General features: G+C 73.1%; 15 protein-coding genes, 1 tRNA gene and 1 pseudogene. 8 read left to right on the plus strand and 9 right to left on the minus strand.

Annotated elements, in window-relative coordinates:
• The first annotated feature begins 49 nt into the window (after nucleotides 1-49).
• Together DBP14_RS00575 and DBP14_RS00580 are read left to right on the plus strand one after the other, a co-directional pair.
• Nucleotides 50-1,033, plus strand: a complete 984-nt coding sequence (locus DBP14_RS00575; protein WP_129305091.1) for a LysR family transcriptional regulator — start codon at nucleotides 50-52, stop codon at nucleotides 1,031-1,033.
• Nucleotides 1,030-1,965 (plus strand): serine hydrolase, encoded by a 936-nt coding sequence (locus tag DBP14_RS00580; RefSeq protein WP_129305092.1) that lies wholly within the window; start codon nucleotides 1,030-1,032, stop codon nucleotides 1,963-1,965. The genes DBP14_RS00575 and DBP14_RS00580 overlap by 4 nt, the downstream gene beginning before the upstream one ends.
• A 271-nt stretch (nucleotides 1,966-2,236) precedes the next feature.
• Here DBP14_RS00580 and katG read toward each other — a convergent pair whose 3' ends face one another.
• Both katG and DBP14_RS00590 read right to left on the minus strand, forming a co-directional pair.
• Nucleotides 2,237-4,471 (minus strand): catalase/peroxidase HPI, encoded by a 2,235-nt coding sequence (gene katG, locus DBP14_RS00585; RefSeq protein WP_129305093.1) that lies wholly within the window; start codon nucleotides 4,469-4,471, stop codon nucleotides 2,237-2,239.
• 33 nt (nucleotides 4,472-4,504) lie between these two features.
• On the minus strand, nucleotides 4,505-4,942 hold the full coding sequence (locus DBP14_RS00590) for a Fur family transcriptional regulator (RefSeq protein ID WP_129305094.1): 438 nt from the start codon (nucleotides 4,940-4,942) through the stop codon (nucleotides 4,505-4,507).
• A 321-nt stretch (nucleotides 4,943-5,263) separates the two neighbouring features.
• Between DBP14_RS00590 and DBP14_RS35890 the strand changes: the two are divergent.
• From DBP14_RS35890 to DBP14_RS35895, 5 genes and pseudogenes are all read left to right on the plus strand, one after another.
• Nucleotides 5,264-5,358, plus strand: a pseudogene (locus DBP14_RS35890).
• Nucleotides 5,359-5,441: 83 nt separating this feature from the next.
• Nucleotides 5,442-6,338: a hypothetical protein gene (locus DBP14_RS00595; RefSeq protein ID WP_129305095.1), complete on the plus strand. Its 897-nt coding sequence runs from the start codon at nucleotides 5,442-5,444 to the stop codon at nucleotides 6,336-6,338.
• A 55-nt stretch (nucleotides 6,339-6,393) separates the two neighbouring features.
• Nucleotides 6,394-7,296, plus strand: coding sequence for a Ku protein (locus DBP14_RS00600; RefSeq protein ID WP_129305096.1), 903 nt, complete (start codon nucleotides 6,394-6,396; stop codon nucleotides 7,294-7,296).
• A 235-nt stretch (nucleotides 7,297-7,531) separates the two neighbouring features.
• Entirely contained in the window at nucleotides 7,532-8,728 is a 1,197-nt protein-coding gene (locus DBP14_RS00605) for an acyltransferase (protein ID WP_129305097.1), read from the plus strand.
• A gap of 96 nt (nucleotides 8,729-8,824) precedes the next feature.
• Nucleotides 8,825-8,922: transfer RNA gene (locus DBP14_RS35895), tRNA-Cys, on the plus strand.
• A 57-nt stretch (nucleotides 8,923-8,979) separates the two neighbouring features.
• Here DBP14_RS35895 and DBP14_RS00610 read toward each other — a convergent pair.
• The 6 genes from DBP14_RS00610 to DBP14_RS00635 all read right to left on the minus strand — a co-directional run bounded on the left by DBP14_RS00610 (nucleotide 8,980) and on the right by DBP14_RS00635 (nucleotide 19,472).
• Nucleotides 8,980-9,222, minus strand: coding sequence for a chaplin (locus tag DBP14_RS00610; RefSeq protein WP_129305098.1), 243 nt, complete (start codon nucleotides 9,220-9,222; stop codon nucleotides 8,980-8,982).
• A gap of 201 nt (nucleotides 9,223-9,423) precedes the next feature.
• The gene (locus DBP14_RS00615) at nucleotides 9,424-11,697 is read right to left on the minus strand and encodes a catalase (RefSeq protein ID WP_129305099.1); all 2,274 of its coding nucleotides are present in this window, start codon (nucleotides 11,695-11,697) and stop codon (nucleotides 9,424-9,426) included.
• 316 nt (nucleotides 11,698-12,013) lie between these two features.
• Nucleotides 12,014-13,477: an aminotransferase class I/II-fold pyridoxal phosphate-dependent enzyme gene (locus tag DBP14_RS00620; RefSeq protein ID WP_129305100.1), complete on the minus strand. Its 1,464-nt coding sequence runs from the start codon at nucleotides 13,475-13,477 to the stop codon at nucleotides 12,014-12,016.
• 144 nt (nucleotides 13,478-13,621) lie between these two features.
• On the minus strand, nucleotides 13,622-16,165 hold the full coding sequence (locus DBP14_RS00625; protein WP_129305101.1) for a discoidin domain-containing protein: 2,544 nt from the start codon (nucleotides 16,163-16,165) through the stop codon (nucleotides 13,622-13,624).
• Nucleotides 16,166-16,371: 206 nt separating this feature from the next.
• Nucleotides 16,372-18,180: an RICIN domain-containing protein gene (locus tag DBP14_RS00630; RefSeq protein WP_206739178.1), complete on the minus strand. Its 1,809-nt coding sequence runs from the start codon at nucleotides 18,178-18,180 to the stop codon at nucleotides 16,372-16,374.
• 125 nt (nucleotides 18,181-18,305) lie between these two features.
• Nucleotides 18,306-19,472 carry an FAD-dependent oxidoreductase gene (locus tag DBP14_RS00635; RefSeq protein ID WP_129305102.1) on the minus strand — a complete coding sequence of 389 codons (1,167 nt, stop codon included), beginning with the start codon at nucleotides 19,470-19,472 and terminating at the stop codon, nucleotides 18,306-18,308.
• A 382-nt stretch (nucleotides 19,473-19,854) separates the two neighbouring features.
• Here DBP14_RS00635 and DBP14_RS00640 point away from each other — a divergent pair, with 382 nt between their 5' ends.
• Nucleotides 19,855-20,862, plus strand: a complete 1,008-nt coding sequence (locus DBP14_RS00640; RefSeq protein ID WP_206739179.1) for a Ppx/GppA family phosphatase — start codon at nucleotides 19,855-19,857, stop codon at nucleotides 20,860-20,862.
• A gap of 434 nt (nucleotides 20,863-21,296) precedes the next feature.
• On the opposite strand, the gene DBP14_RS00645 is transcribed toward DBP14_RS00640, so the two are convergent.
• Complete coding sequence (locus tag DBP14_RS00645; protein WP_129305103.1) at nucleotides 21,297-23,960, minus strand: glycosyl hydrolase; 2,664 nt, start codon at nucleotides 23,958-23,960, stop codon at nucleotides 21,297-21,299.
• Nucleotides 23,961-24,090: the final 130 nt, after the last annotated feature.

Here is a 24,090-nt window from a genome sequence, read left to right on the forward strand (position 1 = left end):
TCCAAGAGTCAACTTTGAAGCTGCCATGCCTAATTGATATGAATGGCGAGTGGATCTTCTGGCGCATCTCGAGGCGTACGTCGCCACGGTCGACGAGAACGGCTTCTCCCGCGCGGCCGACCGGCTCGGCATCGCCCAGCCGCTGCTCAGCCGGCGGATCAAGACGCTGGAGGAGCACTTCGGCGGCCTGTTGTTCGACCGTTCGCGACGGCAGGTCACGACGACCGAGTTCGGCGTGCTGCTGCTTCCGTACGCCCGGGACGTGCTGGAGCGGGCCGAGCGGTTGCGGCAGGCCGCACGGGCGGCGCGGGGCGCGCGGGTGCACACGGTCGGGGTGCCCGCGGACTGCGACGCGGGGGCGCTGGGGCGGCTGATCCGGTCCGGCGCGGACCGGGGGTTCACCCTGGGGGTGCGGGAACTGCCGCCCGCCGCACGGGCGTCGGGGCTCGACGACGGCTCGCTCCGGTACGCGCTGGTGCGGGTCGCCCCGGAGAACGCACGGCTCCGGGTGCCCCTGGGTCTGGCGTCCTCCGATACGCCCCGGCCGGCGGCGGGCCGGGGCCGCCCCCGGACGGTCCACCTGGAGGACCTGCGGCCGCGCCGGGAGGCTTCGGACCCGGTCGGCGAACTGCCGTTCGCCCAGCCGCTGTTGCTGATGGAGGAGGACCAGGTGCCGTACCTGCGCGACCGTCTGGCGCGGGCCGTCGCCCGTGCCGGGCTGCCCGAAGGCGTGGTGCGGCCGGCCGACGCGGCGGCCTCCGCACTCGCCGAGACGCTGGCCGGCCGGGCGCGCCTGCTGTGCACCGAGCCGTTCGCCCGGCGTCACGCGGCAGCGTGGACGCCACTCGCCGACGCCTCCTTGCACCGCGGGTACGACGTGGGCGCCGCCCGGGACGGACACGGCGGCACGGGCACGCCGGGCTGGCTGGTGACGCTCCTGGCGGCCGCCGTGGGCGCCGTACCGGCCCCGCCCGGGGTGCCGGGGCCCGGTGCCGCCGTGGACGCCTCCGCGCGGCTGGCGGCCCGCGGATGAGCGCCGGCGAGCTCCGGCGCCCGGCCTGCGTCGCCGGTGACGTCGCACTGCTCGACGTCGCCGAAGCCGTCGCCGCCGACTGGTCGGCCCTCGGGGTGCGCGGCTCGTTCCTCGCCCGCCACATCGACACCGGCGAGCACCTCGGCTTCGACGTCGACGAGGTGATACCCCTCGCCTCGGTGGTGAAGGTCCCCCTCGCCCTGGTCGTACTCGACCGCATCGCGCGCGGGGAGCTGGACGCGGCCCGCCCGGTGACCGTGGACCCCGCCGGGAGCAGCGTGGGACCCACCGGGCTGGCGGCGTTCCGCCACCCGGCCACGGTGGCCGTCGGGGACCTGCTGCTGATGATGCTCTCGGTGAGCGACAACGCCGCCGCCGACGCCCTGTTCGACCTGGTGCCGGTCGCGGAGGTGGACGCGCGCCTGCGCGACCTGGGGTGCGAGGGCCTGCGGGTACGGCACCGGATGAACCACATGTACGAGTGCGCGGCCGGGGCGGCGGGGGACGACTTCTCCCTCGCCCTCGAACTCGCCGTGTCGGACGAGCGGGCGGGGCGGCACACCATCGAGACGCTCGACCCGGCGCACGCCAACACGGGGAGCGCGGCCGCGCTGGTCGACCTGGTGGAGCGGGTGTGGCGGGACGAGGTGTCGCGCCCGGAGGCGACCGCCGAGCTGCGGCGGCTGATGGGCCACCAGGTCTTCACCCAGCGCCTGGCCGGCGAACTGCGCGCGGACACGCTGAGGGTGAGCGGCAAGACCGGCACGTTCCTGCACCTGCGGCACGAGGTCGGGGTGGTCGAGGCCGCGTCCGGTGACCGCGTGGCACTCGCCGCCCTCACCCGCGCCGACCGCCGCGCGGGCCTCGCCCCGGACATCGACCTGGCGATCGCGGCGGCCGCCCGCCGCGCGTTCGAGGCACTGCGCCGCTGAGCCGCGAACCGACGCCGGGACCGACGGCGGGTGCGGGGAGAGCTCGTGAACGGGAGAGGACCGGGGGCGGATCGGCGTGAACCCGCTGGGTCCGGCACGGCACGGTGCGCGGGCGGCCAGGGCCGCCCCCGCGCAACACGCGCCGCGGGGAGGCGACGGCGGATTCGCGCGGGCCACCCCGCTGGCCGCGTCCGGGGCGCCTCACGAGGCGCACGCGCGAGGGCGCCCTGGCCGGCCTGTGCGGCCGGGCGGGCGCCCTCGGTGTGGTGGATCAGACGAGGTCGAACCGGTCCAGGTTCATGACCTTGTCCCAGGCGGCGACGAAGTCCTTGACGAACTTCTCCTTCGCGTCGTCGGAGGCGTAGACCTCGGCGAGCGCGCGCAGTTCGGAGTTGGAGCCGAAGACGAGGTCGGCGCGGCTGCCGGCCCACTTCAGCTCGCCCGTGGCGGCGTCGCGGCCCTCGAACGTGGTCTGGTCCTCGCTGGTCGCCTTCCACGTCGTCCCCATGTCGAGGACGTTGACGAAGAAGTCGTTGGTCAGCGAGCCGGGCGTCTTGGTGAAGACACCGAGCTGCTGCGACTGCGGGTGGTTCGCGCCGAGGACGCGCAGACCACCGACGAGGGCCGTCGTCTCGGGGGCGGTGAGGGTGAGCAGGTTCGCCTTGTCGAGCAGCAGGAACTCGGCCGGCAGGCGGTTGCCCTTGCCGACGTAGTTGCGGAAGCCGTCCGCGGTCGGCTCCAGCGCCTCGAAGGACTCGGAGTCGGTCTGCTCCTCGGTCGCGTCGACGCGGCCCGGGGTGAACGGCACCTCGACCTGGAAGCCGGCCTCCTTGGCGGCCTTCTCCACGGCCGCGCAGCCGCCGAGCACGATGATGTCGGCGAGGGAGACCTTCTTGGCGCCGGAGGAGGTGTTGAACTCCTGCTGGACGGTCTCCAGGGCGCGCAGCGCCACCGACAGCTCGTCGGGGCCGTTGACCTCCCAGCCGCGCTGCGGCTGCAGGCGGATGCGGGCGCCGTTGGCGCCGCCGCGCTTGTCGCTGCCGCGGAAGCTGGACGCGGACGCCCAGGCGGTGGTGACGAGCTGGCCCACGCTCAGGCCCGAGTCGAGCAGCTTGGTCTTCAGGGCCGCGACGTCGGCCGCGTCGATGGTCTCGCCCTCCGGCTGCGGCAGCGGGTCCTGCCACAGCAGGGTCTCCTCCGGGACCTCCGGGCCGAGGTACAGCGACTTCGGGCCCATGTCGCGGTGGGTGAGCTTGTACCAGGCGCGGGCGAACGCGTCCGCGAACTCCGCCGGGTTCTCGTGGAAGCGCTTGGAGATCGGCCCGTAGATCGGGTCGAAGCGCAGCGACAGGTCGGTGGTGAGCATCGCCGGGGCGATCTTCTTCGAGGCGTCGTGGGCGTGCGGCACCGTGCCCTCGCCCGCGCCGTCCTTCGGCTTCCACTGCTTGGCGCCGGCCGGGCTCTCGGTCAGCTCCCACTCGTAGCCGAAGAGGATGTCGAAGAAGCTGTTGTCCCACTGGGTCGGCGTGTCGGTCCAGGTGACCTCAAGGCCGGAGGTGATGGTGTCGGCGCCCTTGCCGGTGCCGAAGCTGCTCTTCCAGCCGAGGCCCTGCTCCGCGAAGCCGGCGGCCTCGGGGTCGTCGCCCACGTGGTCGGCGGGGCCGGCGCCGTGGGTCTTGCCGAAGGTGTGGCCACCGGCGATGAGGGCGACGGTCTCCTCGTCGTTCATCGCCATGCGGCGGAACGTCTCACGGATGTCGCGGGCCGCGGCGATCGGGTCGGGGTTGCCGTTCGGGCCCTCGGGGTTGACGTAGATGAGGCCCATCTGGACGGCGCCGAGCGGGTTCTCCAGCTCGCGGTCGCCGGTGTAGCGCTCGTCGCCCAGCCAGGTGGTCTCCGGGCCCCAGTAGACGTCCTCCTCCGGCTCCCACACGTCCGCGCGGCCGCCTCCGAAGCCGAAGGTCTCGAAGCCCATGGTCTCCAGCGCCACGTTGCCTGCGAGGACGAGCAGGTCGGCCCAGGAGATGTTCTGGCCGTACTTCTTCTTGACCGGCCACAGAAGTCGGCGGGCCTTGTCGAGGTTGGCGTTGTCCGGCCAGCTGTTGAGCGGGGCGAACCGCTGCTGGCCGGCGCCGGCGCCGCCGCGGCCGTCGCTGATGCGGTAGGTGCCGGCGCTGTGCCAGGCCATGCGGACGATCAGCGGGCCGTAGTTGCCGAAGTCGGCCGGCCACCAGTCCTGCGAGGTGGTGAGCACCTCGGCGATGTCCCGCTTCACGGCGGGCAGGTCCAGGCCGCGGAACGCCTCGGCGTAGTCGAAGTCCGCGCCGAGCGGGTTGGCCTCGGCCGGGTTCTTGGCGAGGATCCGCACGTTGAGCCGTTCCGGCCACCACTGGCGGTTGCCACCGCCCTGGGTCGGGTGCAGCGCGCGGCCGTGTGCGACCGGGCAGCCGCCGCTCGCCTCCTCCGCCTTCGGGTCCGTGACGATCGCGTCGTGGTTCTCGGTCATGACAATCCTTCCCAACGGGGCGGAAATCGGTGCTCAGGAACTGCGGCCGGTGGAGCAGGCGGGGCACAGGCCCCAGTAGACGACCTCGGCCTCGTCGATGGAGAAGCCGCGGTTGTCGGACGCGATCAGGCAGGGAGCCTCGCCGACCGCGCAGTCGACGTCGGCGAGGGCCCCGCAGGACCGGCAGACGAGGTGGTGGTGGTTGTCGCCGACGCGCCCCTCGAACCGGGCCGGACTGCCGGCCGGTTCGATGCGCCGGACGAGACCGGCCGCCGTGAGGGCATGCAGCGCCTCGTAGACGGCTTGCAGGGAGATGTGGCCCACGCGGGTGCGGACCCCGGAGGCGATCGCCTCGACGCCGAGGTGGTCACCGGCCCGGACGGTCTCCAGCAGCGCGACGCGGGCCGCCGTCACGCGCAGGCCGGCACCGCGGAGCTCGTCGGCGGTGGTCGGGGTCTGGGCTGCGGTCATGGCGTCGAACCTACCCTCATAAACACGAGAGATTCAAGAAAACGAATGATGCAATTTTGGCCGTGTCCCGGTCCCCCTGGTGTTCACCCGGACGCCGGGCGGGATTCCCCGCGGACGCCGGGCGGGGATGCACCCCGGCCGTGGCGCCCGCCGGGGGCCTGGCCGCATCATCCGGCCGGGCGCCGCCGGCGCGGGTGCGGCAAGCCGGTCGGTCGTCCGAACGGGTGAGCAGCCGCCGCGTCAGCGTCGTGCAAGCGCCGCGTCAGCGGCGGCTGCCACTGTTGTCCATGTGAACGGCACGGGAAACCGGGCCGGGAACGAGGAGAGGTGCCCGGAGTGGTTGATCGGGGACCAGGGAGCTCAGCTCACGGTCGGGCCTTTCGAGGCCCACGCAGGTTCGAATCCTGCCCTCTCCGCCCAGCTCGATACACAAAAGGCGCATAAAGCCCATTCGGCGCGAAACCCGGAGTCCACTTCCAGGCGCACGAGAGGGGCACGGGTGGATCTGGACGCCGTCGCCGACGAGCTGTACGGGGTGCGGCCGGAGGACTTCGTCGCCGCGCGCGACCGGCGTGCCGCCGAGGCCCGCGACGCCGGCGAGCCGGACCTCGCCAAGGAGATCGGCACGCTGCGGCGGCCGAGTCTGGCCGCCTGGGTCAGCAACCTGCTCGTCCGCCGGCAGGCCGACGAGGTACGGCCCCTGCTCACCCTCGGCGAGGACCTGCGCCGGGCCCACCGGGAACTCGACGGCCCGCAGCTGCGCCGACTCGCACACCAGCAGCGGGAGGTGATCGGCACGCTCGGCCGGCAGGCCCGGCAGCTGGCGGCGCAGGCGGGACACCCGGTCGGTGAGGGCGTCCAGCGCGAGGTCGAGGAGACCCTGCACGCCGCGCTCGCCGATCCCGGTGCGGCCCGGGAGTGGGCGGCGGGCCGGCTGGTGAAGCCGCTCAGCTCCACCGTGGGCTTCCCGGCCGCCGACGAATCCGCCGTGGGGCGCCGCCGTACCGCTCCCCCGGCTCCGGCGCCCGAAGGGACCGCGAAGCGATCCGGCGGCGGCGAGGAACGCCGGCGTACGGCCGAGCAGCGCCGGCGTCTCACCGAGGCCCGCCGGGCGGCCCGGGACGCCGAGCGGGAGCTGCGCGCCCGGCAGGACGAGGCGGCGTCCGCCGACCGTGAGGCCGAGGACGCCGCCCGGCGGCTGACGGAGGCGGAGGAGCGGCTGCGGGACCTGCGGGAGCAGACGCGCCGCGCCCAGGAGGAGCAGCGGCGGGCCCGGGCCGGTGACCAGAGCGCCCGGGAGCGCGCCCGGGAAGCCGACCGGGCCGTGCGCGAGGCCCGGCGGCGGGCCGAGTCCGCCGCGCGGGCCGAGGAGCGGACAGCGGCGGCGGCCGGCTGAGGTGCGGCGGGCGGCCGTTCCGTAAGGGCGGGGCCAGGACAGGAGGCGAGAGGCGATGGCGAGACCGATCTGGACCGGCGTCCTGACCTTCGGGCTGGTCACCCTGCCCGTGGGCCTGTACACCGCGACCGAGGACCACACCGTGCACTTCCACCAGCTGCAGCGCGGCACCTCGGACCGCATCCGCAACAAGCGGGTCAACGAACGCACCGGCAAGGAGGTCGACTCCCAGAAGATCGTCAAGGGGTACGACCTCGGGGACGGCGAGTACGTCGTCGTCGAGCCGGAGGAGCTGGAGGAGATCGCGCCGGGCCGCTCCAAAGTGATCGACATGGCCGGGTTCGTCGATCTCCGCGAGGTCGAGCCCGTCTATTTCGACCGCACCTACTACGTCGGGCCGCGCGGCAAGGAGTACCTGACGGCGCTGCGCGCCCAGCCGAACGCGCTGGTGCTGCACACCCTGCACTGGGCCGACGAGGTGCGGGACCCGGCCGGGGTGGTGACCGATCTGCCGGACCGGCGCGGCAAGGCCGGGGGCCGCGAGCTGAAGACCGCCGAGCAGCTGATCGACGCCCTCTCCATCGACTGGGAGCCCGGGGAGTACCGCGACACCTACGAGGAGCGCGTGAAGAAGCTCGTGGAGGCCAAGCGCGAGGGCGAGGAGATCGTCGGCGAGGCCGAACCGCCCGAGGCGACCAACGTCGTCGACCTCATGGAGGCGCTGCGGCGGAGCGTGGAGCAGTCCGGGTCCGGCGGCAGCCGGGGCAAGCGGTCCGCGGGCAGCGGCGGCAAGCAGTCGGGCGGCCGGCGCCGCGACAGCGGCAAGGGCCTTGACCTGGGGTCCCTGCCGAAGGCGGAGCTGTACGAGCGGGCCGGCGCGGCGGGGGTGCGGGGCAGGTCGAAGATGACGCGGGACCAGCTGGTGGAGGCACTGTCCGGGAAGGGGGCGGCGGCCTGAAGCACCGCGCCCCGAGCAGGGGTTGACCACCCTCACCGCCGGCCTGGGACCGGCCCCGTCAGCGTCCCGCGGCGCCTCACTCGTCCGGGTGCACCCCGCACCGCCGTCCGTGGCGTCCTGCCCGCCGTGTCGTTCGGCAACAGTGTGATGTTTTCGACGTGACGTGATTGAAGCGGGCCAAACGGGCAACGTTCCCCTTCATGCCCCCCGCGAACCCCCTCCGGCAGGTGATTCGATGACCACGGCGACGACCCGGGCCACCCGGACGCCGCCCGCCCGCGCAGGCGCGCCCTCGGCCACGACGTCCCCGCCCTCCTCCAGACCGTCGCTGCCGTCCCTCACGGGGCTGCGGTGGATCGCGGCGTCGCTGGTGTTCGGTCTGCACGTGCACAACTTCAACTTCTTCGGCGGCACCGGCCAGCGCCTGGTGACCTGGGCGTTCGGCGCCGGTTCCACGGGGGTGTCGTTCTTCTTCGTGCTGTCCGGCTTCGTGCTGACCTGGTCGGCGCGCCCGCACGACAGCGCGCCGGCCTTCTGGCGGCGGCGCATCGCCCGCGTCTACCCCGTGCACCTGGTCACGGCGGCGCTCGCGCTGCTCATGGCGTACACGCTGTCCGGCCTGGCGAGACCGACGCCGGCGCAGGGCCTGGCCAACCTGCTGCTGCTGCACTCCTGGCGGGACTCCTGGTGGCAGGTGCTGGACCCGGTCAGCTGGTCACTCGCCTGCGAGGCGTTCTTCTACGCCGCCTTCCCGCTGCTGTTCGTGCTGCTGCGCCGGGCCGGCGTGCGCGGCGCCGCCGCGCTGGCCGCGCTGTCGGTGGCCGCGGTGGCCGTCCTGAGCTGGGCGGACTTCCACCACTGGACGACGCTGCAGCTGTACTCCTTCCCGGCCGCCCGGCTGCCGGAGTTCGTGCTCGGCGCGGCTGTGGCCCGGCTGGTCCTGCTGGGCCGCTGGCGCGGGCCCGGCCTGGCGGGCTCGCTGGCGGTGGCGATCATCGGCTACTTCCTGGTGCCGCAGGTGGCCCACGGCTATGCCGCGACCGTCTGCACCATCGTCGGGTTCGCGCTGCTGATCCCGGCCGCCGCCCTGGCGGACATGAACGGCCTGCCCTCGCTGTGGCGGCACCCGCGTCTGGTGCGGCTGGGCGAACTGTCGTTCGCCTTCTATATGGTTCACCTGCTGGTGGTGCACGCGGCCGCGAACGTGCTGGGCCCGAAGCCGCAGTTGCACCTTCTGCCCGCGGTGGCGGTGACCGCCGTCGTCTTCGCCGTGGCCCTCGGGCTGTCCTGGGTCCTGTACGAGGCGGTCGAGCGGCCGGCGCGCCGGCTGCTGCTGCGCCGGCGCCGGGCCGGCGGCACGGCTCCGGTGCCGGGCCCGAAGACCGAGACGGTTTCGGCCGGCCGGGAGGCCACCGCCACAGCGGGTGACTGAGACGCCGTACCGGCGAGCGGTGTCAGCGGCGTGTCAGTGGCCGCTGTCATGGTTGATCCAGTGAACGGCCCCCGGGGAACCGGGGGCCGGGAGCGAGGAGAGGTGCCCGGAGTGGTTGATCGGGGACCGGTGGGCGCAGCCCACGGCCGGGTCTTGCGGGACCCACGCAGGTTCGAATCCTGCCCTCTCCGCCACCTGGCACGCCCGTGCGCCGGCCCCCGGGGATGAGGGGCCGGCGCACGCGCGCGGTGTCACTGGGAGACGCAGGTGTTCCCGGTGGCGGGGTTCAGCAGACCCACCACGTTGATGCTGTTGCCGCAGGCGTTCACGTCGAGGTCGACCGGGATCTGGACGACGTTGCCCGAGAGCACGCCCGGGCTGTTGGCGGCCACGCCCGTCGTGGGGGCGGGGTCGGCCGCGTGGGCGGCGGTCGCGCCCGTCAGGGCGAGGAAACCGGCGAGAACGGCTGTGGTGGCGAAGCTGCGCAGACGCATGAGGTACCTCACTGCTAGGCGTTGGGACACCTCCATCTCACCGGCACCCGCCCGAACCCGCCCGCCCGGTTACGCCGTCCGCCGCGAGCTCCACCGAACCGGCCCAATGCGGCTCGCGGCCGCGCCCACTCGCCCCGAGGCAGCGCGACGCCCCCGTGCCGGCCGGGGGACTCCGGCAGGCGACGGGGGCGGTCGGTGGGCTCAGGCGGTGGTGGGGAAGCGGTCCCAGACGCGGTGGGCGGCCAGCAGCGGGGTGAGCCGGTCCAGGGCGTCGGGGCCGGAGTCGGCGGTGACGATGCCGGGGGCGCCGGCGGGGATGCCGGCGGATTCGAGGGCGGTGTGGCCGCCGTTCCAGGTGCCGATCGCCTTGCCGTGGCGGAAGGCCTCGGACACCAGGAGGCCGATCCGCGGGTCGTGCGCGTTCCCCCGGGTCGGGTCGGCCTTGGCGTCGCGGGCGCCGTAGGCGTCGTCGCCCACGGCCGGGGAGCCGGCGAGGAGGATCGCGTCGAACTCCACGGACCGCGCGGTGACGTAGGTGCGCTGCACGTTCAGGGCGTCCGGGCCGGCGCCGAGGGTGCCGCCTGTCGGGGCGATGACGAGGGGGACCATGCCGCCGTCGAGGACGGACTGCCGTACGGCGCGTACGCCGTCGAGGTCGGCGTCGGGTCCGGCGACGATGCCGATGACCCGGCCGTCGGTGGGCCAGGTGCGGCCGACCTGCGAGAGGGCGGGACTGGGCGCCACGTCGGTGAGCGGCTCGGTGGGCTTCGGCTCGGGCAGGCCGAGCCCGGCGGCGACGCCCGCGCACAGCTCGGGGTCGATGTTCGCGAGGACCTGCAGCCCGCGCTCCCGGACGGCCTGTTCGTAGCACTTGCCGAGTTCGAAGGTGTAGGCGCCGATGATGTGTTCGCGCTCGACGGGGCTCATGCTCAGCCAGAACCGGCGGGCCTGGCTGAAGTGGTCGGCGAACGTCTCCGGGGCCTCGCGGACCTTGGTCGCCTCCGGGATGCGGACGGGGGCCTCGACGAACGCGCCGTTGTCCGCGCCCGCGGTGAACGGGCAGCCGCCGTCGAGGGAGTTGGGCCGGTAGGGGGCCACTCCCCGGTGCACGGCCGTCTGGTGCATGCCGTCGCGCAGCATGTCGTTGACCGGCGCGTGCGGCCGGTTGATCGGGATCTGTGCGAAGTTGGGGCCGCCCAGCCGGCTGATCTGGGTGTCCAGGTAGGAGAACAGGCGCCCGGAGAGCAGCGGGTCGTCGGTGATGTCGACGCCGGGGACGAGGTGTCCGGGGTGGAAGGCCACCTGCTCGGTCTCGGCGAAGAAGTTCGACGGGTTGCGATTGAGCACGAGCCGCCCGATCGGCTGCACGGGGGCGAGTTCCTCGGGGACGATGTTCGTCGGGTCCAGCAGGTCGATGCCCTCGAACATCTGGTCAGGGGTGTCGGGGAAGGTCTGGATGCCCAGTTCCCACTCCGGGTAGGCGCCGGCCTCGATGGCGTCGGCGAGGTCCCGGCGGTGGAAGTCCGGGTCGACGCCGCCGATGATCTGCGCCTCCTCCCACACCAGGGAGTGCACGCCCAGCTTGGGCTTCCAGTGCCACTTGACCAGCGTGGTGCTGCCCTCGGCGTCGACGAGGCGGAAGGTGTGGATGCCGAAGCCCTCCATGGTGCGGAAGGAGCGCGGGATGCCCCGGTCGGACATGTTCCACAGCACGTGGTGGGTGGCCTCGGTGTGCAGGGTGACGAAGTCCCAGTGGGTGTCGTGGGCGCTCTGCGCCTGCGGGATCTCCCGGTCCGGGTGCGGTTTGGCGGCGTGCACGATGTCGGGGAACTTGACGGCGTCCTGGATGAAGAAGACCGGGATGTTGTTGCCGACCAGGTCGAAGACGCCCTCGCTGGTGTAGAACTTCGTCGCGAACCCGCGTGTGTCGCGGACGGTGTCGGCGGAGCCGCGGGAGCCGAGCACGGTGGAGAACCGTACGAAGACGGGGGTCTCCACGTCCTTGGCGAGGAAGGCCGCCTTGGTCACGGAGGTGGCGGTGCCGTAGCTGGTGAAGATGCCGTGGGCGGCGGCGCCGCGTGCGTGGACGACGCGCTCGGGGATGCGCTCGTGGTCGAAGTGCGTGATCTTCTCGCGCAGGTGGTGGTCCTGCAGCAGCACCGGGCCGCGCGGGCCGGCCTTCAGCGAGTGGTCGGTGTCGTACAGCCGGGCGCCCTGGGCGGTCGTCAGGTAGTCGCCGCTCTGCGCCATGCGGGCCTGTGCGGCGCCGGTGGGCTGTCCGGTCGGCGAGACCGTGTCGGGGCCGCTCTGGTCGGGCTTGGGCGGCAGGGGCTCACGGGGTTCGGTGGGTTCGGCGACCGACGGCGACTCGGGGCCCGGCTTGCCGGGGATGCCGTCCTCGGGGCCCGTGCCGTCACCCTGCACGGCCTGGGCGACCTTGTCCGCCGCCCGCTTCAGGGGGTTCGTCTCGCTCATCGCTACGGGTTTCCTTCGCTGGTCACGGGGGTGTTCGGTCGCGACGCGAGGCCCTGCGGCGAGGATCGTGCCGTCGTACGGCGGCGTACGGCCGTCTCGGCACCGGTTCGGCACAGCCGTCGGCCCCCGGAGAACCGGGAACCCGCGGGCCCCACTGCCGGGCGGGTCCAACTGCCGCCCGCCGGAGTTTGGTTGAGGAAGGGCCGGTGTCTTGACCCGGAGGACAGGGGGTACCCGGCTGCCCGCATACGACACCTTAGGCGCTGCGGTCCCGGCCCGCAGGGCGGGCGCCGCCGGGTCGGGGACGGGCCCTGGCTCAGGGACGGGCCATGACCCGGAAGGTGTCCAGGGACGGGTCGGCCGCGTCGGGGATCATGAAGCCGTGGGCGACGCCGCTGCGCAGATAGTCGACGACCTCCCCGGTGATCACCTCGCCGGGCGCCACGACCGGTACGCCGGGCGGATAGGGGCTGATCATCTCGGCGGCGATCCGGCCGGCGGCGCGCTCGGCGGGCACGTGCTCGGCGGCCGCGAAGAACGCCTCGCGCGGCAGCCGCGCCTGCTCCAGTTCGAGCACGTGCGGCGCGGGCAGGCGGACGGACGGCTGCCGCTCGATCTCGCCCGCGTGCTCCGTCAGTGAGCGCAGGGACTCCAGGAGGACCTTCTCGGTCTCATCGTCGTCGGAGTGGGTGAGGGAGGCGCTGACCCGGCAGCTGTCGGAGCCGCCGACGTCGACGTGGCAGTTCGCCCGCAGCCACTCCGCGGCCCGCATGCCGCTGATGCCGAGGTCCCGGACGTCGACGACGAGCTTCAGCGGGTCGAACTCGGCGGCCAGCCCCTCGTCGATGATCTCGCCGCCCATCACGGACAGCCCGGGCAGCTCGTCCAGCCGGGCGCGCACTCGCTCGGCCCGCTCCAGGGCGGCGCCGAGCAGTTCGCGGCCCTGCTCCGCCATCTGCCGCCGCCAGCCGTCCAGGGCCGCGTAGACGAGGCTGGAGGCGCTGGTGGTGCCCAGCAGGTCCTCGCGCTGTTTGAGCACCTCGGGGGCGACCCGGTCGTGCTGGAGGTGGAACACCGAGCTCTGCTCGATCGCCCCGCCCATCTTGTGGACGCTGGTGACGACCAGATCGGCGTCGGCGTCCATGCCCCAGGACGGCAGGCCGGGGTGGAAGGGCAGGTGGGCGCCCCACGCCTCGTCCACGATGAGCGGTACGTCGACGGCGTGGCAGACGTCGGCCACGCCCCGCACGTCGGCGCAGGTGCCCCATTCGGTGGGCGTGATCAGCAGCATGCCCTTGGCGTCCGGGTGCTCGTCGAGGCGCCGGCGCACGTCGTCGGGCTCGGGCGGGTGCGCCATGTGCCGTCCGGTGTCGAACTTCGGGTGCACCCAGATCGGCTCGACACCGTTGATGATCACCGCGGCGATCACCGACTTGTGCGCGTTGCGGGACAGCAGCAGCTTCTCCCCCGGGCCGGCGACGGCGCACATCGCGGTCCTGACCGACAGGGAGCTGCCGCAGGTGGAGAAGAACGCGTGCTCGGCGCCGACGGCGTCGGCCATCAGCTCCTGGGCCTGCTCCAGGACTCCCTGGGACTCCCGGCGGTCGTCCAGGCCGTTCAGCATGAGCACGTCGGAGCGGAAGACGTCGAGGCCGAGGACGTCGGTGACCCGGGGGTCCACGCCCCGGCCCTGTTTGTGCCCCGGTGGCCCGAACACCACGTCACCGCGGCTCCGGAACTTCTGCAGGGCCTCCAGTACGGGTACGCGCGAGTGATCCATGGGTGTCCTCCTCGGCCGGCTTCGCGGGCGTTCGGTGTCGCACCGGCCGTGTTGCACTCGCCGCGCACTCCAAACTCCGGGTGCCCGTGTCCGCCGTCCCGGGACCGGCCTGACAGGCCCCGGGACGGCGGGCGGACGCCGGGGTCAGGGGAACGACGTCACCTTGGACGGGACGGTGCTCGTGCCCGAGGTGGCGGGACCGGTGTCGTTGACGACGTGGGCGTACTGGCCCTTGCCGCCGAGGGAGATCACCATCAGGTCGTGCATCCGGATGCCGGGCCCGGCCGGGACCTGGAAGCCGCGGTCCTGGACGATGCCGGGGTCGGCCGTGTAATTGCAGTAACTGCCCAGGCCCCACGCCTCGTGGGTGGTCACCGAGTCGGCCACCTTGTAGGCGGCGTAGCCGACGCTGCCGTCGTGGGTGACGGCGGCCGCGTTCGGGGCGTCGTAGGCCTTCTCGTTCTGGAAGAAGACGGTCCGGCCCCGTTCGCCGCTCCAGTAGACGTCGTACTTGTTGAAGTGTTCGACGAACAGGCCGGTGGCCAGCACGTCGTCGCCGTCGACCCGCAGGCCGTAGTCGGCGCGGTTGGTCTCCCAGCCGACTCCGCTTCCGTGGTCGGCGCGCCAGATCCAGGTGTGGTCGACGATCACGTCGTCGCTGTCGATGACGACCGCGTCGGTGGCGAGGGCGGGTCCGGCGCCGCCGACGCGGATGAACACGTCCTGCATGGTGGTGGGGTCGGCCGCGTGGTCGGCGCTCGAGCCGGGCGTGCCGATCCGCAGGAGCGTGTCGGACTTGACCGGTCCGGCGTCGATGAGGAAGCCGGCGAGCCGGACGCCGTCCACGTCGGCGACGTGCATCGCGTCGACGCCGTTGTCGGGGACGAGGGTGGCGAGGCCCAGGCCGAGCACGACGGTGTCCGGGCGGGTGATGTCTATGGTCCGGTCGAGGTGGTAGATGCCCGGGGTGAACAGCAGGTCGAGGCCCTGATCGAGCGCCTGGTCGATGGTGGCGGCGGTGGCGCCGGGCTTGACGACGTAGAACCGGTCGAGCGGGATCGAGGTGCCCGCGTCGGCCGGCCAGGACACGCCGCGCGCGTTCGTGCGCTTCGCGGGGACGAACACCTTGTAGGCGGAGCCGTCGAGGTAGAGGAACGGCTTCTCCCGGGAGACGGGTGTGGTGTCGAGGGTGGTGTACGGGCCGCTGTCGAAGTTGGTCGCGGGGGCGCCCTGGACTCCGGAGAAGGTCATGTTCCACACGCCGTTGGTCCAGCCTCCGACGGAGCTGTCCCGGGTGTACCACTGCTGCTGGGAGTACGGGCCGACGGTGCCGTCGATCTTCGAGTCGGCGATGTAGCCGCCGGAGGCCCAGCCGTAGCCGTTCGGGGCGAGGTTGAGGCCGCCTTCGACGTGGATACGGCGGAAGGGCGCGGCCTGGGCGACGGCCCAGCGGTCGGTGCCGTTCGACGGCCTGATGGCCAGGTTCTCCGCCGAGCGCCAGAAGTTCTGGGTGGCGTTGCCGGCGTTCCAGCCCGCGTCGACGGTGACGTCGCCGTTGATCTGTGTGTCGTCGGGGTTCAGGCCGAGGCCGGAGACGGAGGTGTAGAAGCCGATCTGGGCGTTGACGCCGTTGTAGGTGCCGGGCTTGAGCAGGAACTGGTAGCGGCCGGTGCCGAACTGGGCGGATTCCTGCTGCCGGAAGACGTCGTCGAACTTCTGCTGGAGGTTCGGGGTGGAGGGGTCGACGACGATCACGTGGGGGCCGAGGTCGCCGCCGCCCTGGACCGGTGGGGTGCCGGTGGTGGAGGTGTGGACGGCGAACTCCCACAGGGAGTAGCCGTAGCCGGTGCCGCGGGCGGTGCCGTGGACGCGGACGTAGCGGCCCGGGCCGCTGACGTCGTAGGAGGCCGTGCCGCCGGTCGCGCCGGTGACGGTCTTCAGGGTCGTCCAGGTCTGTCCGTCGGTGGAGGCCTGGAGCTGGAAGTCCTTGCCGTAGGCGGTCTCCCAGTTCAGGTCGATGCCGCACAGGTCCTGGACCGAGCCGAGGTCGACCTGGAGCCACTGCGGGTCCGCCGCCTGGCTGGACCAGCGAGTGTGGGTGTCGCCGTCGAAGGCGGCGGAGGCGGGGGTGCCGGCGTTCTCGGTGGAGGAGGCGGTGGCGGGCCTGCCCCGGGCGGCGTCGGAGGTGTCGCAGCCGGGCTGGGTGGCGGCCGGGGTTCCGAACACCTGGAACTCCCAGAGGGAGTAGCCCCACGGCGTGGCGCGGTGGATGCCGAGCATCCGGATGTACCGGCCCTGGCCGGACACGTCCAGGGTGTCGGTGCCGCCGTCGCCGCCGGTGACGGACTTGAGGTCGGTCCAGGTGGTGCCGTCGTCCGAGATCTGGACCTTGTAGTCCTTGCCGTAGGCGGTCTCCCAGTCGAGGACGACCTGGGTGACGGACGCGGTGGTTCCCAGGTCGACCCGGAGCCACTGGTCGTCGGTGGCGGCCGAGGACCAGCGGGTGCCGGTGTCGCCGTCGACCGCGGCGGGGGCGGTGGTGCCGGGGTTCTCCTCGGAGGAGGCGGTGGCGGTCCTGCCCTGGGACAGGGGGGTGTCGGCCGCGGCGGCGGCCGGTGGATGGGTGACCGGCAGGCAGAGCAGCGCCGCGGTGACGGCCAGCGCGGCGCCCAGGGATCTCAGTCTCATTCGACGGCTCCATGAAGCTGGGGAGGTCATGGGTCATGGGGCATGAGCCATGGGGAGGTCAAGGAGCTGACCCGAGTGCTTAGTTCACGGTTTGATTTAAGTGATGAATCAGAAGCGCGGCAAGCCTTCGGAGCGAAAATCACGGACCGCGGCCCCGGGCGGAGGTGTCCGCTCGGGGCCGCGTGACCTGTCGTCAGGCCGGTCGGTCAGTGGCCGGGTGCCCGGCCGTGGCCGCCGGCCGGGATCAGGGTCAGGGTCTGCTCGGCGGCGGTGCGGCCTGCGCCGACGGGACTGCCGCTGTGGTCGGTCCAGGACCGCACCGGGGTGGTCTCGGCCTGCCGGCCGGGGGTCGCGGAGAGGCCGAGGGTGAGGCCGCTGTAGCGGTTGACGAGGCGGCAGGTTCCGTCGTGGGAGGCGCTGGGGATCACGAACCACTGCTGTCCGACGGCCGGTCCGCCGGCTGTGGCCGGGGTGACGGTCGGCCGCGCGCCCCAGGCCCGGCCGGAGGCGGCCGAGGAGTCGACGCCCAGGAGGTGGTGGCGGGCGTCGGCGATGGTGAAGGCGCCGTCACCGGTGGGCGTGAAGGTCCACACCGCGCGCGCCGAGCGGGTGCCGGCCGCGACCGAGGTGGTGGCGGAGCCGTGCCGGGCCGCGGCCAGGACCCGGCCGGCACCGCCGGCGATGCGGTAGGCCGTGCCGGTCCGCACGGGCGGCGCGGACCGCCCGGAGGAGTCGACGGTGACGTCGACGTACTCGCCGTAGGCACCGTTCGAGCAGCCGAACGAGCAGTACGAGCGGAAGGTCCGGCCGACGACGGCCGACCCGGTCCGGTTGGCGCCGTCGAGGAACCAGCGGTACCAGGACGCGTCGGTGTAGCCGCCGGTGTCACCGATGCGGCGCCACTTCGGGTGGGCCAGGTCGTCGGTGGCGTAGAAGTACTGCGGTGAGTCACCGCTCTGGTCGACGGCCTGCGGTTCGCCGATGTAGAGGCCGAGGTACGCGTCGTAGGCGATGTTCATGACGAACAGCGGGGAGGTCGGCGGCATCTTCCCGGCCGCGATCTGCTCGGCGGCGGTCCCGGTGTTCGCCGGGTCGTACTCGTCGGCGGCGGGGGTGTATCCGGTCGGGTGGCCGGCGTCCACGGGGACGAGGTTGCTCTCCTTGCCGCCGGTGCCGGGCTGCGACCAGGAGCCGTCGTACCACTTGCGCCACGAGCCGGGCGCCATCTTGGCGGAGATCGGCGCGCGGGCCACGTGCTCGTAGAACGCCTTCCAGCCACCCTTCTTGTCGACGATCCGGGAGCCGTAATACACGTAGAAGTAGCCGGAGGCCGTGTCGACGAAGAGGCGCTGGTCGCCGTCGCCGTAGGAGTACGTCTGGTTCGGGAAGGCCGTGGTGTCGCCCCGCTTCGTGCTGTACGGGGACGTGAGGACGTGGTCCTCGATGGTCCAGGTGCGGCCGCGGTCGGTGGAGACGGCGTAGTCGATGGCGTCGTAGTGCAGTCCGTCGCCGAAGGGCTGCGGCGTGAACTCGTTGTGCACGAGGCCGTACCAGTCACCGGTGTCGGGGTCGATCCACACGCCGGACAGGTCGCAGTAGTTCTTCTGGGCGTAGCCCGAGCCGCTGGGGGCGTACGTCGCCTCGCGGCCGGTCGGGCTGTTGTCGCACCGCCAGGTGGTGTCGTCGTTCCGGTCGTCGGGGTCGGCCGGGTTCACCGCCTTGCTGAGCCTGTCGTCGAACGTGGCGGTGTCGAAGTCGGTGCCGGTGTAGAAGTCCCAGGAGCGGGGGTCGGCGGCGCCGTACAGCGCGGCGGACTGCTGGTAGTGGAAGGTGCCGTCCCGGTCGGTGAAGGGGGTGGCGGGGGTGTCCGTGGGGTTGGCGAACGGTACCGGTGTCCCCACGGTCACGTCGTACACCGGGGTGGCCGCGGACGCCGGGGACGGTGTGCCGCCGCCCAGGGCCAGGGCGACGGCGGCCGCGGCCATGGCGCCGCCTGCTCTGCGGAAGAGTCGCACGGGTGCTCCTAGTTGCGTTGCGAGAGGTGCCGGACCAGTCGCAGGAACGATCCGGCCCGGCGGTGCTTTCCGGCAATGGACTCCAGTGCTCCGTCTCTTGCACTTTCGCGGGCGGCTGCGGCCGCTCAGCCCAGGGAGGTGTCCCAGGCGAGTTGGCGGTGCAAGGTGTCGTCGTCCGTGCGCGGGGCGGGAGGTGACGTGGCGGGGCTGCCGGGGGCGTGGCCGGCCCGGGAGATGCCGCCGCTGACGGTGATGTTGCGCTCCACGCGCGGGCGGCGGCAGGCGTCGTACAGGGTGAACGCCGTGTGCGGATCGGGGCTGTCGCGCAGCGCCTTCGCGAGGATCACGGCGTCCTCCAGGGCCGTCGAGGCGCCTTGTCCGGTCGCCGGGGAGGCCGCGTGGGCCGCGTCGCCGACGAGGAGGGTACGGCCGCTGTGCCAGGGGGTGCCGAGCGGCATCTCGGTGGCGTTGGTGACCATGACGGTGCCGGTGGGGGCGGCGACGATCCCGGCGGCCGGCGTGCTGTCCTCGCGCAGCAGCGGGATGAGTTGGTTTCGCCACACGTCAGGTGCGGGCCGGGCGAGTTCGCGGGTGGTCAGGGGTTCACCGGCGACGCGGGCGAACCAGTACGTCTCCCCCGCCGGGGACACCGCGAAGCCGAAGGCCGCCGCGCTGCCCCGGACCATGGTGATGTGACCGGTGCCGTCAGTCGCCGGGGCGGTGCCGGTGCAGCCGTAGAAGACGCGCTGACCGGCGTAGCCCGGCCGGCTGCCGGGGGCGATCAGCCGGCGGACGGTGGAGTTCAGTCCGTCCGCGCCGATGAGCACGTCGGCCGTGGCGGTGGTGCCGTCGGCGAAGCGGGCGGTGACGCCGGCCGGGCCGTCGCTCAGGGACACGAGCCGGGCGCCGTGACGCAGCGGGATGCCCCGGCGGACGGCCTCGGCCTGCAGCGCCGCGTTCAGCTCGCCGCGGCGCAGGCAGCGGTAGCGCAGGGCCGGTTCGGCGACGTCGCCCAGCGGGGCGTGGGCGAGTTCGGTGCCGCGGGCGTCCAGGACGCGCAGCGAAGTCAGCGGAAAACCGACGGCCGTGACGGGGTCGGTGGCGTCCAGCTCGGCGAGGGCGCGCATGCCGTTGCCGGCGAGCGTCAGGAAGGCGCCGATGTCCTCGGCCGCGTTGGGGTGCGCCTCGAAGAGGGCTGCTTGCCAGCCGGCCTTGCGCAGGGCGATCGCGGTTGCTGTGCCTGCGATGCCGGCGCCGATGATCACTGCGCGTTTCGCGTTCGCCGTGGGCATGTTGCGCTCCTGTCGCCGGGGGTTCTTTATCCAAGGGGAGGGGTGGGGGGTGTGGGTGTTCGGGGGCCGAGATCAGGACAGAGGGGGTGGGGGCTGGGGCGCCTAAGGGGGTGGGGGTGCGGTTTGTGTGCGGGTGCGGGTTGGGTGTGGCTTGTCGCGCAGTTCCCCGCGCCCCTTTGGGGCGTGTTGGTGGGGGCCGGGGTCGTCAGGGGAGGCCCTGTGGCGGTAGAGCACGAGGGGGCGCGTGAGGGCGTTTCTGGGGCGGGCGGATGGCGATCGCGGTCGAGGGGAAGCCGAGTGTGCCTCTGACCGCCCCGTTGCGCGCCGTCCTACTGGGTCTCAGGCGTGGATCTTTCGGTGGGAAGTGGGTACTCCCCCGGCCATGCGGGTGAGTGTGGTGGACGCGGGGTCGAACACGGTGCGGCTGGTGGTCGCGGACGTGGAGGGCGGTGTTCCGCTGCCGGTGCACACCGTCAAGTGGAAGCTGCGGCTGTCCGAACAGGTCGGGCCGGACGGCGCTCTCGGCGACGAGGCGGTGGAGGGGCTCGTGAAGGCCGTCGCCGCGGCGGAGGCGACCGCGCGGCACTGGAAGGCCGCCGGCCCGCTGGCGTTCGCCACCGCTGTCGTGCGCGCCGCGCCGAACCGGGCGGAGGTACTGCGCCGGGTGGAGGCGGGCGCCGGGGTGCGGATGTGCACCCTGCCCGGTGAGACCGAGGCGGCGCTGACCTTCCTCGCGGTCCGCCGGTGGCTGGGCTGGAACGCGGGCCCCCTCGCGCTGCTGGACATCGGGGGCGGCTCCCTGGAGGTGGCCTTCGGGCGCGGCCGGCTGCCCGACTTCGCCGCCTCCTTGCCCCTCGGCGCGAACCGGCTGACGCAGGAGTTCCTCGCCGCCCAGGACCCGCCCGCACCGGGTGAGGTGAAGACGCTGCGCCGCCGGGTCCGGCACGAGTTGCGGGACGTGGCCGCCCGGATCCGCTGGGAGGGCCCGCGCACGGCGGCCGTCAGCTCGCGCACGTTCCAGCAGCTGGCCCGCCTGTGTGGGGCCGCGCCCGGGCGGCAAGGGCTGTTCGTCCCGCGGGAGATGCGCCGCCGGGACCTGGGCGGCGCGGTGCGCACCCTGGCGGGGCTGCCCGCCGCCGAGCGCGCCGGGCTGCCGGGCATCTCCGCGCCGCGCGCCGGCCAGAGCCTGGCCGGCGCGGTCGTGGGGCACACGGCGCTGAAGCTCATGGGGCTGCGGCGGGTCGTCGTCAGCCCGTGGGCGATCCGCGAGGGCGTGCTGCTGCGCTACATCGAGGACGGCGCCGGCTGGTGGACCGATGTCAGCGCCGCGGACAACGCCCCACCTACGGCCCGGCCCGCGGCACTGCGCATCGCGGCCTCCCCGGTGTAGGGCGGGGCGCGCCCGGACACGGGTGGCCCGGTGCAGGCCGGGGCGCGTGCGGACACTGGTAACTGCCGTGCAGGCCGGGCGCCCGCGGACGCGGATGGCCTCCGCGCAGACCAGGCCCGCCCGGGCAGGGGTGGCCCCGGTGCAGGCCGGGCGCCCGCGGACACGAGGGTGCCCCCGGTGCAGGCCGGGGGCGGGCGGACACGGGTGGCTACCGTGCAGGCCGGGCCCGCCAGGCACGGGTGGCCCCCGTACAAGCCAGGCCCGCCCAGGCACGGGTGGCCCCCTTGCAGGGCGAACGCCCGCGGACACGGGTGGCCCCCGTGCAGGGCGAACGCCCGCGGACACGGGTGGCGCCGATATAAGCCGCGGCGGGCGCGGACAGATGTGCCCCCGCCGCGGGCGAGCGGCGGGGGCGTCTCTGGGGTGGGGTGGGGTCAGTCCAGGTCGCGTACCTTGAAGGTGTAGATGCCGCGGCCGTGTGTGGCCGCGTACAGCGTGCGGCCGTCGGGGCTCGTCTTCAGCTGGAGCACGGCGACCGCCGGGAGGTTGCCGACGCGCTGCCAGTGGGTGCGGCCGGGGGCCCGGTAGACGACGCCGAGGTCGGTGGCGGCGGCGAGGCCGCCGTTCGCCGTGACGACGGCGGAGTCGGCGGGCACGTCGGGCAGGTTCGCCGAGACGTCCTTCCAGGTGGTGCCGCCGTCGGTGGACTCGAAGACGTGGCCGACGCCCGCGCCGGGGCCCTCGGTCCAGGCCCGGGAGAAGCCGTTGACCGTGAGGAACACGTGGTCGGCGTTCTTCGGGTCGATGGCGAAGCCGCTGAGGTAGCGGTTGGGAACGGTGCCGTCGGCGGGCAGGCTGATGTCGTGCCAGCCGGTGCCGTCCGCGTTGCCGACGGCGATGCCGCGGGCGAAGCCCTGGTTGTTGCAGGGTCCGCACCAGGCCGCGTACACCTTGCCGCCGGAGGCGGCGACGGCGGTCGCGGTGCGGCCCTCGCCGAGGTCGTACAGGCCCTTCCACTCGGCGCCGCTGCGGATGGCGTAGCCGTGGGTCTGCGCCCAGATGTGGCGGCCGCCGGCGATCCAGGTGGAGCTGTTCTTCATGTCGGCCGCGAGCGGGGCGATGAAGCGGGCCTCGCTGGTGGCGTTGTCCGGCGGGGCGACGGAGTAGGAGGTCGCCTTGCTCGGGTCGGTGGTCCAGCTGCCGTCGTTGACGGCGCAGTTCTGGGTGACCTGGACGGCGAGGTAGACGTACTCCTGGGCGATGTCGCACCCGTTGGCGGGGTCGGTGAGGGTGTCGCCGCCGTCACCGCCGAAGTTGGAGCCCATGATCCTGTCGTTGCTGCGCAGGATGGACTGGCCGTTGTCCTGGAGGCCGCCGGTGACGGACACCCCGCCGTGGTCGAGGTCCTTGCCGATGCCGACGGAGTAGTACTGGAGGGTGTCGATGGTGCCGTCGTTGAGGGACGTCCAGTCGGTGGCGTGGCCCTGGGCGTCCTGGGAGCCGTCGACCGGGCGCTTGTAGGCGCCGCCGTCGTTGCCGACGTACACGTAGGACGTGCCGTGGTAGCGGCCGATGGCGACGCCGTGCTGGTCGGAGTGGGTGGTCGGGTTGCAGTCGCCGGTCTGCTCGGCCGGGTCGATGCTCCAGCAGGAAAAGCCGAAGTTCCAGTACGGGCCGACGGTGGACCAGGTGCCGCCGCCGTCCTTGGTCTCGTAGACCTCTTCGAGGCCGGCGTACACGTGCTCGGCGTCGTCCGGGTCGACGGCGAGGAACTGGTTGTACCAGGCCTGGACGCCGGGCATGTAGCCGGGCGAGTTCAGCGCCGAGTTGTCGGCGGCCAGGCCCTTGTAGTCGGCGATCTTCGTCCAGGGGCCGGTGGGCGAGCCCGACTTGGAGACGAAGATGCCTTCCAGGCCGCTGTCCGGGTTGGTGTTGAGCTGTTCCGGGGACTCGTCGATCGCGTAGTAGCGGGAGCCGTCGGCGGAGCGGGCGAAGGTCACGTTGCCCACGTTGTCGGCGTCGGCGGGCAGGTCGCCGAGGCCGCTGGTGATCCGCTTCCAGGTGCCGCCGGACTTGGTGTAGAAGCCGTTGTAGTCGTCGCCGCTGCGCCAACCGACGGCCAGGACCACCTTGGAGGGGTCCTGGGGGTCGATGGCGATGTCGTTGGCGATGTTCTTGTACGGCGCGTCGGGGTCGCCCGCCTTGGAACCGCCGGGCAGGAAGTCGGGGTTGGGGGCGAACTCCAGTTTCCAGTGGCCGCCGAGCCGCTTCGTGGAGTGGCTCCACACGCCCTTGCTGGTGGCCGCCCACACCTTGCCGCCGCCGAAGCGCAGCTCGTGGATGGTGGTGCTCTCCAGTTCGTCGCCGCCGACCCGGCGGCGGGCGGAGAACGTGCCGTGGTGCGGGTGGGCGAGGACGTAGACGCCGCTGCCGAGGTAGGCGTCCGAGTTGGTCGACGCCTCGCCGGTGCCGAGCCAGAGGCGGCCGCCGCCGTCGACGGCGAGGGCCCCGGTGGACTGCGAGGGCAGCCGGTCGCTGATCGGCGTCCAGTGGCCGCCGCCGGTGCGCGAGCGCCACACGCCGCCGCCGGCGCTGCCCGCGTACACGTAGCCGTCGTCGTCGGCGGCCATGGCGGCCATGCGTCCGGTCACATAGCCGGAGCCGCCGCTGGAGTTGGAGTCGAAGTCGCGGTAGCGCGGGTCGTCCGAGTTGTACGGCAGGTCGGTGACGTTGCGCCAGTGGCCGCCCGTGTCCCGCAGGTTCTGGAGGCTGTTCCAGGCTGCTCCGTACGCGCCGGGGGCGACGACGCCCGGGGAGGTGCGGGCCTCGGCGTACTGGTCCGCGCCCTCCGCGATCTCGTCCGCCTCGTTGCCGCCGTCGTCGTCCTCGGCCTGCGCGAGGGGCGCCTTGGAGGAGGCGGCTCCCACCGTGTGCACGCGTTCCTTGGCAAGCTGGGCGAGGGTGCGGGGCCCGAACGGGCTGCCGCCGCCGTGGCCGGCGGCGGAGGCGGAGGCGGACGGGGGGATGGTGACGAGAGCGGCGGACGCGGTGAGTGCGCAGAGCGTGAACCATCGTCTTCTGTGGGCGGGCAGGGACACCTCAGGCCTCCTGGGAGGGCATCGACAGTGCGACGCAGGAGACCTGATCACGCGAACGGGAGTAGGTCCAGCATTTGGGACACTCTTGACGAGAACCTGCCACAAATGAGCTCTAGGGCACGGATACGCG

This window comes from Streptomyces sp. L2 (assembly GCF_004124325.1).
Lineage (GTDB): Bacteria > Actinomycetota > Actinomycetes > Streptomycetales > Streptomycetaceae > Streptomyces.